The organism is Chitinophaga ginsengisoli (genome assembly GCF_003014595.1).
GTDB classification, from domain to species: Bacteria; Bacteroidota; Bacteroidia; order Chitinophagales; family Chitinophagaceae; genus Chitinophaga; species Chitinophaga ginsengisoli.
In genome coordinates this window covers 14,367-29,314 of the sequence record NZ_PYGK01000014.1, presented here as the reverse complement: position 1 = coordinate 29,314, position 14,948 = coordinate 14,367, and the positions used below count along the sequence as shown (strand labels likewise).

Below are 14,948 nucleotides of genomic sequence, written 5' to 3'. Positions count from 1 at the left end.
CAGGATTGTTTCACTTGGTGTATTTTTTCATGACTACTCTGCAATTGATTTTTGTCTAAGGTTGTTGCAGGTCAATTGAACAGAGAACAAAAACCGGGTCGTTCCGCAAGGGATGGCCCGGTTTGTTTTTGGGAGATGACTTTTATCATATGCTACCTGTATACGATCCGTACTTTTGAGTACCCTACTAAAATTCCTATACATGACACATGCAGAAATGGTAAAAAAGGTATCATGGAAAGACCTCAAAGACTTATCTGTCGGGGAAATGCTGATTGAAAATAACCTGACGCTTCCCTGGTTGTTCGCTTCCTGGATACTGGCATATTTTGGTTATTACATACTGGCATTACCCTGTTCCGCTTTTTTCTTTCTGACAGGATTACGGCAGGTACATAACGGCTTTCATAATTCTCTCGGCACTAACAGGTTCCTGACATGGTTCACACTTTTCTCAAACAGTGTGTTGATGATGGCCTCTATTCATGCCGTAAAGTTCAATCATATCCGGCATCATAAGTATTGTTTGTCTGATGAGGATTATGAAGGAAAATCAGCCGGCATGAGCTGGTATGGCGCTATCTTTTATGGTCCTGTGCATATGTTCCTGATCCATAAAGTAACGTTGCAGCTAGGCAACAGGAAGTATGTGCGGAACGTGCTGGCCGAACTGGCAGCTATTGCTGCTTTTGCGTTTATCGTGTTTTATTTTAAGATACCGTTCCTCATCTATCACATCATCGTGATGGTCACAGGAGAATTCCTGATGGCCTTCTTTGCTGTATGGACGGTGCATCATGATACCGAAGAACATCCCGAACTAGCCAGGACACAGCGGGGCGGCTGGAAGAATAAAATTACTTTCAGCATGTTCTATCACCTGGAACATCACCTGTTCCCTGCGGTGCCTACCATAAAATTACCGGAACTGGCAAAGCGTATAGATCAGGTATTGCCCGAGCTGGAGAAGAAGAATACGTTTTGATTAACTGACAGCTTGCTTAATGAATGCAATAGCGTCTGGCGAATGCAGTGCGTCTGTTGATTCGAGTGTTTGGGCTGCCGTTTCTGATGCTCTTATACGCATTTGTTGTTCGTAGTATGCAATGGCGGTAAGGGTATCAGGAAACGTATTGTTGGTGAGACATTGACCCAGTTCCAGTGCATCCAGCATTGCCATGTTAACGCCTTCGCCTGCATAAGGAGGCATAAGGTGTGCTGCATCGCCCAGCATAGTGAGGTCGGGCAAAGCTTCCCATGTCTGGTCTAAAGGCATACAATATTGCGGACGGGTAACGAAATGCGAAGAAGCGTTTTCAAACAGTTCATCCCATACCGGTGCCCAGCCGGCGAAAGCAGTTTTGAACCAGGCGAATACCTGTGCTTTATCGGAGAAGTCGATCCCGCAATCCCGGCTCCAGTATTCATCTGTTTTACAACCCGTGTAAAATACCAGGCTTCCATCTCCTTTGGAACTTATGATGATGGATTTATCATCGCCCATGGCAAAGATCTTTCCATTCTGCAACAGCCGATGTATGTTGGGAGTAGCTGTAGCGGAATTGTACACGGCGCCTTCTACGACAGTGAGTCCCGCAAAGAAAGGTTTAATGGGTGTGATGTAAGGACGGATCTTTGAGTTGGCGCCATCTGCAGCGATCACAATATCCGCAGCAACGGTAGCACCGTCCCGGAATGTGAGTTGCCAGCCACTGTTTGATCGCGTGAGCGATACAAAATGACTGTTCCATATAACGGTGTCAGGATGCAGAGATTCCAGCAGGATCTTCTTCAGTGGACCGCGATCTATCTCCGGACGGAAGTAGGCTTCATCACCCTGTTCTCTTTCTGCGTCTTCCATTACCAGGTTGGCATGTTTATCCATCACACGCATTCTGTCTGCTCCGGGGCGGTAATTGGCCTTGAATGCGTCCATGAGGCCTGCTTCACGCAATGCTTTTAATCCTGATTCATAGTGAAGGTCGAGCGTTGCACCCTGAGCTCTGGCATCTTTACCGGGATCTCTTTCATAGACTTTTACATCGGCATTGTTCATTTGTAGTATTCGGGCAAGGGTAAGACCTCCCGGGCCACCTCCGACGATGGCAATTTTCTTGTTTTTGAGGATACTCATATGTGTTAGGTTTATTAGTGCATAGCCTTATTTTAGTAAGCCTTTTATGACAGCATCACAGCAGTCGGCAAACACTTTATCTGTGACGACTTGTTTAGGCCGGTCCAGGCAATCAAAGTATTCATTTGTAAGCTCGAACATGGGAGAGAATAAAATAGCTCTGTAAGCTTCCTGTGGGAGTTTCCTGATAACACCCGCTTTTGCATTCAGTTCAAGAAAACGGTGAATAGGGCTGAAGAAGTCTCCTTCTTTTATATCTCTTTCCTGGTAGGCTTTGTTTAGCAGGGGAGAGGACTTACCATATTGCATCAATGCATAAGCGGGTCTGTTGTTCTTAAAAAAGCGGAATGCGTTTGCCCATAGTTTCTTTACACCTTCGGCAAAGACCATTTCTGGTTTGAACTTCTCCAGCACGGCTTTTTCATAAGCCCCCAACACCTCGTCAATAAAGAGTTTGACGAGAAAGTCTTCCTTATTCTCGTATTTAATATAGATGGTGCGGGGCGATACATTGGCTGCTTTTGCCAGCTTCTGCATGCTCAGGTTTTCCAGCCCTTCTTCTGCAATGATCTGCAGGGCAATGGTCCGGATAGCCTCTTCTTTTTCCAGGTTCTTAGGTCTCATGAAATATCTTATTACCGGATTGGTATAGCAAAAGTAAGTAAATGTTTGTTTACTTATGATTTATTTTTTGTGCTGACTGATGATGGGTTTACTGCTGCGGTGGCTGATACCGGCTAAAGTTGTACTTTAGCGCTGTAAATAGCTATGCGCTTTATGAATCTGAGACGTTTATTCTCATTGTCGAATATTACAACGGGCATCATGGTCCCTTTCCTTATACTGGTATGGGTGAATCCATCCGTAAAGGCAGGGGTAATGCAGGGACTGATGAAGGTGGGATTGTTCCAGCCGGGCATGCCTGAAGAGGTGAGTCCGGACGGTAATATGGCGCCTGATATGTCTTTTACAGACGGTGAGGGCAAAACGTTCACATTGTCTTCCCTGAGAGGAAAGGTGGTATTCCTTAACTTCTGGGCTACCTGGTGCCCTCCCTGCCGTGCGGAGATGCCCTCTATCAATGCTTTATATGAAAGGTTCCGGGAAGATAAGAACGTGATCTTCCTGACGGTGGATACGGATGGTAATTACAAGAAAGCGAGTTCTTTCCTGAAAAGACAGCAATACAGTTTGCCTTTATATGTGGCTGACAGTCAGATTCCCGGAGAATTGCTGGGGAGGTCTATTCCTACTACAGTGATCATCAACAAAAAAGGACAGATTGCTTACCGGCATGAAGGTGCCGCCGATTATGGCAATGAAAGATTCATGAGTTATTTTGAGAAATACATCCGTAAGTAGTATGCAATTTTAGCCCCTTCTTATCCAGCTATCATCTCTACAGTATTTTTTGGTTTTAATATAGCGAAATGCTAATATTGCATTAGCAACTAATTTATGCTTCATCTGCATACATACCATAAAACATCCGATCAGCGTCACAGCAAGTACTACTTTCTGATGGCTACGCTGGCTATGGATTCCGCACTATCCTAGTGCAGGTATGATACTGCCTTTTCGGGCGTTCTGTTTTCCTTTCCATTTTCTATTTACTATTTTTTCTCCACGCCCATTTACAGTGGTTCTACCTGTCATTTCTTCAATGCATTAGGCATTGTTACAACATACTATTACGTCTGGTCAAAAATATTTCATACACCAAATCTTCTAAAACCAATCCATCATGCATACAACTTCAGATGCCGTCGTTTCGGCTGTTCCTGCCGATGTACAGGACTTTCTCCCATTAAATGGTACAGATTACGTTGAGTTTTACGTGGGAAATGCCAAACAGGCCGCCCATTTTTATAAGACAGCTTTTGGCTTCCAGTCGCTGGCATATGCCGGTCCGGAAACCGGTGTAAGAGACCGGGCTTCCTATGTACTGGTACAGAACAAGCTGCGCTTTGTGCTGACCACACCGCTGCAACCTGACAACGACATCGCCCGTCATATTACGGAACATGGGGATGGCGTGAAAGTGCTGGCACTGTGGGTAGACGATGCCCGTTCCGCTTTTGAGGAAACTGTTAAAAGAGGAGCAAAACCTTACCTGGAACCTGTAACAGAAGAAGATGAATTTGGTACTGTAGTGCGTAGTGGCATTCACATTTATGGGGATACGGTACACCTGTTCATCGAACGAAAAAACTACAATGGTCCTTTCCTGCCTGGGTACAGGGAATGGAAAACGGCTTATAATCCGACAGATACCGGTCTGCTGTATGTAGACCACTGTGTGGGTAATGTAGGTTGGCACGAAATGAATACCTGGGTGGACTTTTACGAAAAGGTGATGGGCTTCCGTAACCTGCTGTCCTTCGATGATAAGGACATTTCCACGGAATATTCCGCATTGATGAGTAAGGTGATGAGTAATGGCAACGGCCGTGTGAAATTCCCTATCAATGAGCCGGCAGAAGGCAAGAAGAAGTCGCAGATAGAGGAATACCTGGATTTCTACCGTGGCCCGGGCGTACAGCACGTGGCTATTGCTACCAATAACATCATTGAGACCGTTACGGCTCTGCAGGACAGGGGCGTAGAATTCCTGAAAGTTCCGGGCTCATATTATGACACCCTGCTGGACAGGGTAGGGCATATCGATGAAGATCTGCTGCCATTGAAAGAATTAGGTATCCTGGTGGACCGCGATGACGAGGGATACCTCCTGCAGATATTTACAAAGCCCTTGGAGGACCGTCCAACAGTATTCTTTGAGATCATCCAGCGTAAAGGTGCCAAATCCTTCGGGAAAGGCAATTTCAGGGCGCTGTTTGAGTCTATAGAAAGGGAACAGGCCTTGAGAGGTAACCTGTAAGGCTTTTATCTCCCTGAGAACAGATCAGGAATCGGGATATCATGCCACTGCTACTCCGGACATTCCGGAATAGCAGTGGGCCATAGACCACATGGCAACATGATATACCGGTTCCTGATTTTGTATCTGACCATTTCATGGTATTGTAAATGTTCCGGAATTTGAAATAATTTGCATAAGAGATCGTTTTCTTATGAGAGTACAAACTTTGTTAGGGGTATTATTTCTGTTGGGAGGGATTTTTCAATGTATAACGGCTGTATTGATCTACCAGGGCGAGCGTCACTACATTCTGCGCTTTGCCAACCGGAAGGTAGGTATGGTTATATATGCTATTTTTGCATTGTTGCTTTTCTTCCTGGCTTACCGGACTTTCAACATGCAACAACAGTAAAATGCTCCCGTAAGATAGGTTCAAGCGTATGTGAATTTGTAAAATTGTGTTAAAATATCTATGAAGCAGGTCGTTTTAGCAGTTTTAATCCTGCTGGGGATAGGCAAGGTGCAGGCCCAGCAGCAATCATTCCTGGATAACCAGAAAATGTTCCCGAAAGTGGGGTATGCCTACCGGGACAAAGAAGAACAGTTGAAGGAAGAATTTAAGAAGAAGGGACTCACTTATCCGGCTAAATATATCTTCTTAAGGTCTTTCAAACTGGACAGTGAACTGGAGATCTGGGTAAAAAATAGTGTTTCTGATACATTCCAGCTGTTCAAATCATACAGGGTATGTACGCTGTCAGGAAAAATGGGCCCTAAACGAAAGGAAGGGGACAGGCAGGTACCGGAAGGCTTTTACTATATCAACGACTTCAATCCAAATAGTAACTACCATCTGTCACTGGGTATCAACTATCCCAACTTTGCCGATAAGATCCTGAGTGATCAGAAGAAGCCGGGTGGGGAGATCTACATCCATGGCAGCTGCCTGACGATTGGTTGTATTCCGTTGACAGACGATTTTATTGAAGAAGTATATATCCTGGCGGTAAACGCCAAAAATGCAGGACAGGATTTCATTCCTGTACATGTATTCCCAGTGAAATTCGGAAATTCCCGTTCTCTGGACTATCTGAACAATTTCGCAACGAGAGAGAAAGAGAAGGACAAAGACAGCACGGCCATCGCTGAAAAGCTGTGGGCTGAGCTGAAGGGTGCATATGAATATTTTGAGGCCCATCATAAGTTACCGGTTATACTGGTAGACGAAAAGGGCAAATACATTATGTAGATATCTCAACCAAATGGATAGAAAGGGCGTTTCGTTTTAGATGAGACGCCCTTTCGCTTTTTTACATTTTCGACTTTTTAACCTTCCTTTTGATTATTTTTTTATGAAAAGTCAAAATTTTTTTGAAACTTAGGGCGAAAGGTCAAATCAATTTACTATATGAATAGAAGAGAAGCCATCCGGAACGTTGCCCTTTTACTGGGCACCGCTATTTCCGCGTCCACGTTGTCAGCCCTGGAAGGCTGTAACCCGAAGGCACCTGATAACTATGCCCTGCAGGCGTCTGAAACTAAGAAAATCCTGGCTGAGATAGCTGAGACGATCATTCCGGAAACGAGTACTCCGGGCGCTAAGGCGGCAGAAGTGGATAAATTCATCGTTACGATGCTGAATGATTGTTATAAGGTGGAAGACCAGAAAATAGTGCTGGAAGGTCTGAAAAAGATCGATGAGGCGAGTGAAAAGCAATTCAAGAAGTCTTTTGTTGACCTGTCTGACGAGCAAAAGAACACGGTGCTGACTGCAATCGATAAAGAACGTGTTGACTATAATAAAAGGGAGAATAAGAAGGAGGGAGATCCAACCCATTACTTCCAGATCCTGAAAGAACTGACCCTGACAGGTTACTTTACTTCAGAACCAGGCGCTACGAAAGCCCTGCGTTATGTAGCGGTACCGGGTAAGTTTGAAGGTTGTATCCCATACAAGAAAGGGGACAAGGCCTGGGCTGTGTAAGTCCTTGTAAGTAAGAGAACAGAACAAGTATGTCAACAAAAAACCAAGAATTCCATGAATCTCAATATGAAAGCTCAGGAGCAGAACACGTATGATGCAATCGTAGTTGGCTCCGGCGTAAGCGGAGGATGGGCTGCCAAAGAGCTCACCGAAAAAGGTCTCAAAGTATTAATGCTGGATAGAGGGAAGAAATTAGAACACGTTAAGGATTACGAAACTGCCACAAAAGATCCCTGGGAATTTCCACACCGCGGACGTATTACCGTTGATCAGCGTGAAACGCATCCTAAACTGAGCCGCGATTATCCATATAGTGAACACAATGAGAAATACTGGATCAACGACTCCCAGAGTCCATATAATGAAGTAAAACGTTTCGACTGGTACCGTCCTGACATCGTAGGTGGTAAATCCATCATGTGGGGCCGTCAGTCTTACCGTTGGAGCGATATAGATTTTGAAGCGAACCTGAAAGATGGTATTGCCATCGACTGGCCTATCCGTTATAAGGACCTGGCTCCCTGGTACGACTATGTAGAGAAATTTGCAGGTATCAGCGGTCAGGCAGAAGGCTTGCCACAGTTGCCCGATGGTCTGTTCATGCCAGCCATGGAAATGAACTGCGTAGAGAAGGATGTGAAGGGTAAAATAGAAAAGGCTTTCCAGGGGCGTAAGATGACAATGGGACGTGTGGCCAACATTACGCAGCCATTACCGGGTCGTACACAATGCCAGTTCCGTAACCTGTGTAGCAGGGGCTGTCCTTTCGGCGCTTACTTCAGTACACAGTCGTCCACACTGCCAGCAGCAGTTGCTACAGGCAACCTGACCCTGCGTCCGGATAGTATCGTGAACTCTATCATCTACGACGAGAAACTGGGAAAGGCTACAGGCGTGCGTGTGATAGACAAGCATAGCAAACAGATGACCGAATACTATGCAAAGGTCATCTTCGTGAATGGCTCTACACTGGGTACTACCTTCGTGCTGATGAACTCTACCTCCAGCCGTTTCCCGAATGGTCTTGGTAACGATAGCGGTGTACTGGGTAAATACCTGATGGACCACCACTTCCGTACGGGCGCTTCCGGTCGTGCAGAAGGCTTTGACGATAAATACTTCTTTGGCCGCCGTGCGAATGGTATCTATATTCCGCGTTACCGCAACATCGGCAGCGATAAACGTGATTACCTCCGCGGTTTCGGTTACCAGGGAGGCGCCAGCCGTGGCGGTTGGGCACGTGGTATTGCTGAAATGGGTGTAGGTAAAGACTTCAAAGATGCACTGTCAGAACCAGGGTACTGGAGCATGGGACTGGGTGGTTTCGGAGAGTGCCTGCCATATGAAGACAACAAAGTAACACTCGATACATCTGTGAAGGATGACTGGGGACAACCCGTATTGAAATTCGATGCAGAATTCAAGGAGAATGAAATGAAGATGCGTAAGGATATGATGAATGATGCAGCGGAAATGCTGGAAGCTGCCGGTATGAAAGATGTAAAAACATATGATGGTGGTTCTTATCCAGGTATGGCGATCCATGAAATGGGAACTGCCCGCATGGGACGCGATCCTAAGACTTCCATCCTGAACGGCTGGAACCAGGTGCACACCGTAAAGAACGTATTTGTAACAGATGGCGCCAGCATGACGTCCGCAGCCTGTGTGAATCCATCTCTGACCTATATGGCCATGACTGCCAGGGCGGTGGATTATGCGGTGAAAGAACTGAAGAAAGGAAATATTTAATATCGGTTAGGAATCAGGCATTGGTGTATACCGGGAGATGTTCCGGGAACCTATCCCTGGTTCCTAATTTAATTTAAGACTATGCACCTCAATATTAGAGCAGAGAAAGAAAACACCTACGATGCTATTGTGGTTGGCTCGGGTATCAGCGGAGGATGGGCAGCAAAGGAGCTGTGTGAGAAAGGATTGAAAACACTGGTGCTTGAACGTGGCCGTAATGTAGAGCATATTAAGGATTACAACACCGCCATGAAGGCACCCTGGGATTTCCCGCACCGCCTTAATCAGACACTGGAACAAAAGGATAATTATCCTGTACAAAGTCAGTGTTACGCTTTTGACGAAGCCACCCAGCAGTTCTGGGTGAACGACAAAGAAAATCCATACAACCAGATAAAACCATTCAACTGGCTCCGTGGTTATCACGTAGGCGGACGTTCTCTGATGTGGGGCCGCCAGGTATATCGCTGGAGTGATCTTGATTTTGAGGCGAATGCAAAAGACGGTCACGGGGTTGACTGGCCGATCCGTTATAAAGATATTGAGCCATGGTATGATTATGTGGAGACATATATCGGTATCAGCGGACAGGCAGAAGGTTTACCACAGTTGCCCGACGGTAAGTTCCTCAAGGCAATGGAAATGAATTGCCTGGAGAAACACGTAGCCGGCAGGATCAAAGATCAGTACAAAGACCGTATCATGACCATCGGTCGTGTGGCGCACGTGACAGAGAAACATAACGACAGAGGCCCTTGCCAGTTCCGTAATCTGTGCGCCCGCGGATGCCCTTTTACGGGTTATTTCAGCAGCAATGGGGTAACATTGCCAGCGGCAGCTAAAACCGGTAATATGACCCTGCGTCCCGATTCTATCGTGCTGGAGGTGCTCTATGATGAACAAAAAGGTAAGGCTACCGGTGTGAAGATACTGGATACACATACCATGCAGACGGTAGAATACTATGCGAGCATTATTTTCCTGAATGCCTCTACACTGGGCACTGCATCTATCCTGCTGAATTCTGTTTCCAACCGTTTCCCTAACGGATTTGGCAATGACAGTGAGCAGGTAGGACATAACCTGATGGACCACCATTTTGGCGTGGGCGCCGGTGGTGAATATGATGGTTTTCAGGATCAGTATTATAGTAGCGGACGCAGACCTAATGGTATCTACATCCCCCGCTTCCGTAATGTGAACGCCGCTACCAAACGTACTGACTATGTGCGTGGTTTTGGCTACCAGGGAGGTGCTGACCGTAACCGTGGTACATCTTTCGACGGTGTGGGTGCTACGTTCAAAGAATCACTTTCCGAACCCGGTACCTGGACATTCGGTGTAGGTGCATGGGGCGAACATCTGCCTTACTATGAAAATAAAGTAACGCTGAATAAAGAGAAAAAAGATAAATACGGTTTGCCGACACTGGATATCGACTGTTCTTTCAAGGAGAATGAACTGGCGATGAGAAAGGATATGGCGGAGAGTGCGAAAGAAATGATGGAAGCAGCGGGCCTGAAGAATGTGGGTACTTACGACAGTATGCCACCTCCCGGACACTGTATCCATGAAATGGGTACTGCCAGGATGGGACGTGATCCCAAGACATCCGTGCTGAATGGCTGGAACCAGGTACATGCTGCGAAGAATGTGTTTATTACAGATGGCGCGTGTATGTCGTCTTCCGCTTGTCAGAATCCGTCTATCACCTATATGGCGTTGACAGCAAGAGCGTGTGATTATGCCGTGAAGGAGCTGAAGAAAGGTAATTTGTAGTTTGTTGAGATTAAATAGTAAGCCTGCTGGTGTAGTGACCGGCAGGCTTTTTTTGTTTAAAGGAATAATGGTAATATCGCAGCGTATTTCCTATACCGTATTTTATGAAAGAAAATGTTAGCCGCGATAGCGTGCTGTATGAACAGATTGCGCTCGATTATTTTGTAGCGCATGATTTCCTGGAGAAAGATTATTCCTATGATATGGTTTATTATAAACCAGTTATTAATCCTGTTACAAGTCAATTCCATTCCTCAACTATTGGTCGCGAATTGTCTGCTGAAGCGTATAAGACCGACAGTTCGGTAGAGATCCCTGATCTGAGCGGAAAGCGTCTGATTGTTGTAGTCCCGCCGGATTTTGGGATTGCCGAAGAATATGAGGGAATAGTAGATAACACATATTATTTGTATCTGGAGGTATATACAAGATTACCATTGATAAACGGGCACTGCATGGTGGATATCGAAATTAATGGATATAAATTCTTCGACAGATATTTTATTGAAATAAATTGCGAGAATAATAAGGTGATGAACTGTTTCGTTACCGGGATGCATTTTTAGCAGGATAATTTTTTTGTTGAATATTCATAAATTTATTTACTTCGTATCAACGTCGCTTTTACTGTTAATCCTTCTTTGTTCGGGTGCGTTCGTCATTCCCAATTTGATCCTAATAACATACATGTGAATACAGATTCGTTATAAGCCTGCTTATAATGAAGCTCCGTGATATTATTAGTACCAGATGATGTAGTTACCGTGAACAAAGCAGCAAGTTAATCCTGTAAATAACCATACTTCTATGAGATACCATCAATGGATTGTTAACACAATTGCAGCAGTAACATTGTTTATGAAAGTTGTATCAGGACAACAACCAACTATGCCTGATCCGTTTTCCAGATTATCTGCACCATCGCCTACTACAGCGTCTTTGGTGAAATTCACAGACATTCCTGTGAGTGGTTTTAGCGGCATGCCTGATATTGCTATTCCGCTGTACGAGATCAGTACATCTTTCGTCAAAGTACCTGTTTCTCTGAACTATCATGCGGTTGGTATTACTGTCGGTCAGGAAGCGTCTAATATCGGTCTTGGCTGGGCTTTAAATGCTGGCGGCGTTATATCCCGAACTGTATATGGCAGTGCTGATAATAGTACCTGGCAGCTGTACAGAATGGACAGAGAGAACGCTTTTGATGTCAGAGATCCTGTAGATTATCAGCAGGCATTTTCGCTTTCCCAGAATACAATTGATGGTGTACCCGATCTCTATATGTATAATCTTCCCGGTTATAGTGGAAAGTTTATCATAGCAGATCAGGTCAGACAATTGCCGATGACCAATCTCAGGATAACAAAGGTCAGCAATGAGGTATTTCATATTGTGACGCCCGACGGGAATAAGTATATTTTCAGTGCAACGGAGAGCAGTTATAATAAGTCGGATGGCGCGGGCAGCACAAATGTTGTCGGATGGTATCTGGCGAAGATCCTGTCAGCAGACAGGGCGGACTCTGTTGTTTTTACCTATGCAGATACACGTTATATCAGCAGTGGAGGAGAAAGTTTTATACGGGAATTCTACCAGGGTGGTACCGGTGAATGGAATGGTGACGGTGCGGAAGCACATAGTTTCTTTACGAATACATTAAGCAGTAAACAGCTCACCAACATTACATTCAGTCAGGGAAGTGTGGAGTTTACGATTTCCTGGAATACGAGACAGGACATCGCCGTGGGAGACGCAGGAATGGTGCCGCTGATTAATACTATGGTGGTGAAGAATAAGGCAGGCGTCGTGCTAAGGACAATTAGTTTCAGGTACGCTTATTTTACCAATGATGATACCGGGACAGATAATAGGCGGCTGAAATTAACCGGGGTGTATATCAACGGAGGCAATAGCACAGATACACTGAAAGCACAGCGATATAACTTATTGTACAATGGAATAATGCTGCCATCGAAAAGTGCTAAAGGGGAAGATCATTGGGGATATTACAACGGCGCTAATGGTAATACCACATTGATCCCTTCTTATACGAATTGTGTTGACCGACCATCGCCTCCCGATTGTTATGGCTGTTCCGGACAGCCAGGTGTATTGCGCTTTACAGGCGCCAACAGAGAATCGAATGGCGCTTATGCGGCTGCTGGTATGCTGGAAAGGATCACTTACCCTACAGGAGGGTATACCCGCTTTGAATGGGAGCCACATGATGTGATAAATTACGATCCACCTGTCGTTACTTATCAGACCAGAGCTATTGGATCGACAGGATCTTATCCTACCGGTACGACTTTTAAAAGGGATAGTTCTGCGGATTATTATATTGATCCTGCTGCTAATCCCAATGGCATTTGCGCCACCTTTACAGGTAGACTGAATATCCCTGCCAATGCGATAGATGATGCTACAAGGATTGATCATGCAGCGGGCAGTGTCACTATTTACAGGCGCGCAGGTAGAGTAGCCGTTGCCACGTTTGTATTTCCTTACAACGAGAATAATCAGTATAACCAGACAAGCAATCTTACACTGGAAGCCGGTCAGCATTATTTTGTAATGACGGAAGTAAGAGATAATGGATTTTCTGTAACTGGAAACCTGAGTGGTAAAGTAGGAACGACTACGGCTACAACGCCAAATAAAATAGTAGGAGGTTGCCGCCTCAAAAGAATGACCTTCTGGGAGCCCGTGGCAGCTAAATCTATTGTGAAATCATACACGTACCGCATACCCGGCGATACCACTCATTCCAGCGGAAGGTTATACAGAATGCCGATGTACAACAGGCAGGTCGTGAAGTTTGTGCAGACAGGTACCGGATGTGCTTATGCGATGTATACAGGCATTCGTCTATCGTCCAATAGCATGATATCGCTCGGCACAGGGACGCATATCGGGTATACTTATGTAACAGAAAAGATGGGAGAAGGTGCGGAGAATGGATACACCCTTTACAACTATCAAAACAGCATCAGTTTTCAGGGAGAATTTAACCCCGCCTGGAGAAATGGCTATCTGCGATCAAAGACAATTTATAACAAGCTGTCGCAGCCTGTGAGTAAAGAGCGGAATGTACATAGCGCGGATAACAGAGGATTTACCTCTTTCACCTGTAGTACTGTCGACTATTATGTTAAACATCCATGTGCGCCTACTGACAATTTTGAAAGTGATAAACCTGTTTTTGCAGGAGGAAAGAACTGGTTCTATCCTTCAGAATGGTTCCACCTGGATTCAACGGTAACTGAGGTGTATGATATGGATGTTCCTTCCAGGATATTGACATCCTCCAAAGCGTTTGCTTATGACAACGTACTACATCTGCAGACGAGTAAAATAATCACGAAGACTTCCGATGGAACAGAACTGAGCACGACAATGCGGTATCCGCTGGATTATACATTGCCAGCTGGAACGCTCACTTCAGAAGCGCAGGCCATAAAAAATATGCAGGTAGCCAATATGCACCTGTTGATTGAATCATACGAACAGCGGAAGCAAGCCTCTCAGGTATTGCAGACGAGAGAGGCGAGCTATATGGCGTATAAGTCGCTGACTACTGCATCAGGTCCTGTAGTCGTGTTTGATAAACAGTATAGTGCGGAGACGGACCTTCTCTCCGGAGCCTTTGTTCCATCAGCGGTTGCAGGCAATGGCATAACAAGGAGTGCTGCTTATGCATTAAAGGCAACGGCGCACAAATATGACTCCAGTTATAATATCATTGAAGCAGAAAAACAGGGAAACGATCTGAATGCCTATATATGGGATTATAACCGTCATTACATGGTCGCACAGTTCATGAATGCCCGGCAGGCGGATGTAGCGTATGCTGGCTTTGAGGCGGATGGAAAAGGAAACTGGACATATGCTGGCGCTGCTGTTCCGGATGCAACAACTATCACCGGGAAGAATTGTTATAACCTGGCAATGGGCACAATTACTAAAGCGGGGTTGACAGCTGCTAAAAATTATACGGTATCATATTGGACAAAGAATGCGGTGCCTTACAGTATTACCGGCACTGTAGCAGGCTATCCGCAGAAAGGAGAGACGGCGAATGGATGGACCTGTTACGAGCATAAAATAAGCGGCCAGTCAACGGTCACTATCAGTGGCGCAGGATTCATTGATGAGTTGCGTCTGTATCCTGCAGAAGGCACTGCGATCACTTATACGTATGATCCATTGGTGGGCGTGACCAGCATCTGCAATGAAGGGAATAAGACCAGTTATTACGGGTATGATAGTGATGGCCGGTTAGTAACGATAAAGGACCAGCAAGGAAAGATATTGAAGCAGATGGAATATCAGTATCAGGGGGCTGTTACGAGATGATCAATACTATTTTCACCCATCTCCCAATAATCTTCCCAACCTTTTTATTATGACAGTCACATTTCCTATTTTACTTGCTC

At 45.4% G+C, this 14,948-nt stretch carries 12 protein-coding genes; 10 read left to right on the top strand and 2 right to left on the bottom strand.

What is annotated here, in order from left to right; all coding sequences use genetic code 11:
- Positions 1-202 precede the first annotated feature (202 nt).
- Positions 203-985 carry a fatty acid desaturase family protein gene (locus CLV42_RS25750; protein WP_106604813.1) on the top strand — a complete coding sequence of 261 codons (783 nt, stop codon included), beginning with the start codon at positions 203-205 and terminating at the stop codon, positions 983-985.
- Here CLV42_RS25750 and CLV42_RS25745 read toward each other — a convergent pair whose 3' ends face one another.
- Positions 986-2,134, bottom strand: a complete 1,149-nt coding sequence (locus CLV42_RS25745) for an FAD-dependent oxidoreductase (protein WP_106604812.1) — start codon at positions 2,132-2,134, stop codon at positions 986-988.
- A gap of 27 nt (positions 2,135-2,161) precedes the next feature.
- Positions 2,162-2,758 carry a TetR/AcrR family transcriptional regulator gene (locus tag CLV42_RS25740; protein WP_106604811.1) on the bottom strand — a complete coding sequence of 199 codons (597 nt, stop codon included), beginning with the start codon at positions 2,756-2,758 and terminating at the stop codon, positions 2,162-2,164.
- A gap of 153 nt (positions 2,759-2,911) precedes the next feature.
- Between CLV42_RS25740 and CLV42_RS25735 the strand changes: the two genes are divergently transcribed.
- From CLV42_RS25735 to CLV42_RS25695, 9 genes are all read left to right on the top strand, one after another.
- On the top strand, positions 2,912-3,496 hold the full coding sequence (locus CLV42_RS25735) for a TlpA family protein disulfide reductase (protein WP_106604810.1): 585 nt from the start codon (positions 2,912-2,914) through the stop codon (positions 3,494-3,496).
- A 382-nt stretch (positions 3,497-3,878) separates the two neighbouring features.
- Positions 3,879-5,015 (top strand): 4-hydroxyphenylpyruvate dioxygenase, encoded by a 1,137-nt coding sequence (gene hppD, locus CLV42_RS25730; RefSeq protein WP_106604809.1) that lies wholly within the window; start codon positions 3,879-3,881, stop codon positions 5,013-5,015.
- A 193-nt stretch (positions 5,016-5,208) separates the two neighbouring features.
- Entirely contained in the window at positions 5,209-5,409 is a 201-nt protein-coding gene (locus tag CLV42_RS33735) for a hypothetical protein (RefSeq protein ID WP_146154480.1), read from the top strand.
- A 60-nt stretch (positions 5,410-5,469) separates the two neighbouring features.
- Positions 5,470-6,246 (top strand): L,D-transpeptidase family protein, encoded by a 777-nt coding sequence (locus CLV42_RS25720; protein WP_106604807.1) that lies wholly within the window; start codon positions 5,470-5,472, stop codon positions 6,244-6,246.
- 159 nt (positions 6,247-6,405) lie between these two features.
- Entirely contained in the window at positions 6,406-6,981 is a 576-nt protein-coding gene (locus CLV42_RS25715; protein ID WP_106604806.1) for a gluconate 2-dehydrogenase subunit 3 family protein, read from the top strand.
- Between the two features lie 54 nt (positions 6,982-7,035).
- Complete coding sequence (locus tag CLV42_RS25710) at positions 7,036-8,733, top strand: GMC oxidoreductase (protein ID WP_106604805.1); 1,698 nt, start codon at positions 7,036-7,038, stop codon at positions 8,731-8,733.
- Between the two features lie 81 nt (positions 8,734-8,814).
- Positions 8,815-10,512, top strand: a complete 1,698-nt coding sequence (locus tag CLV42_RS25705; RefSeq protein ID WP_106604804.1) for a GMC oxidoreductase — start codon at positions 8,815-8,817, stop codon at positions 10,510-10,512.
- 104 nt (positions 10,513-10,616) lie between these two features.
- Positions 10,617-11,078: a hypothetical protein gene (locus CLV42_RS25700; RefSeq protein WP_106604803.1), complete on the top strand. Its 462-nt coding sequence runs from the start codon at positions 10,617-10,619 to the stop codon at positions 11,076-11,078.
- Positions 11,079-11,319: 241 nt separating this feature from the next.
- Entirely contained in the window at positions 11,320-14,868 is a 3,549-nt protein-coding gene (locus CLV42_RS25695; RefSeq protein WP_106604802.1) for an RHS repeat domain-containing protein, read from the top strand.
- The last annotated feature ends 80 nt before the right edge of the window (positions 14,869-14,948 follow it).

Coding starts and splice junctions, on each gene's coding strand:
- CLV42_RS25750 (WP_106604813.1), top strand. CDS start 203: ATGACACATGCAGAAATGGTAAAAAAGGTATCATGGAAAGACCTCAAA.
- CLV42_RS25745 (WP_106604812.1), bottom strand. CDS start 2,134: ATGAGTATCCTCAAAAACAAGAAAATTGCCATCGTCGGAGGTGGCCCG.
- CLV42_RS25740 (WP_106604811.1), bottom strand. CDS start 2,758: ATGAGACCTAAGAACCTGGAAAAAGAAGAGGCTATCCGGACCATTGCC.
- CLV42_RS25735 (WP_106604810.1), top strand. CDS start 2,912: ATGAATCTGAGACGTTTATTCTCATTGTCGAATATTACAACGGGCATC.
- hppD (WP_106604809.1), top strand. CDS start 3,879: ATGCATACAACTTCAGATGCCGTCGTTTCGGCTGTTCCTGCCGATGTA.
- CLV42_RS33735 (WP_146154480.1), top strand. CDS start 5,209: ATGAGAGTACAAACTTTGTTAGGGGTATTATTTCTGTTGGGAGGGATT.
- CLV42_RS25720 (WP_106604807.1), top strand. CDS start 5,470: ATGAAGCAGGTCGTTTTAGCAGTTTTAATCCTGCTGGGGATAGGCAAG.
- CLV42_RS25715 (WP_106604806.1), top strand. CDS start 6,406: ATGAATAGAAGAGAAGCCATCCGGAACGTTGCCCTTTTACTGGGCACC.
- CLV42_RS25710 (WP_106604805.1), top strand. CDS start 7,036: ATGAATCTCAATATGAAAGCTCAGGAGCAGAACACGTATGATGCAATC.
- CLV42_RS25705 (WP_106604804.1), top strand. CDS start 8,815: ATGCACCTCAATATTAGAGCAGAGAAAGAAAACACCTACGATGCTATT.
- CLV42_RS25700 (WP_106604803.1), top strand. CDS start 10,617: ATGAAAGAAAATGTTAGCCGCGATAGCGTGCTGTATGAACAGATTGCG.
- CLV42_RS25695 (WP_106604802.1), top strand. CDS start 11,320: ATGAGATACCATCAATGGATTGTTAACACAATTGCAGCAGTAACATTG.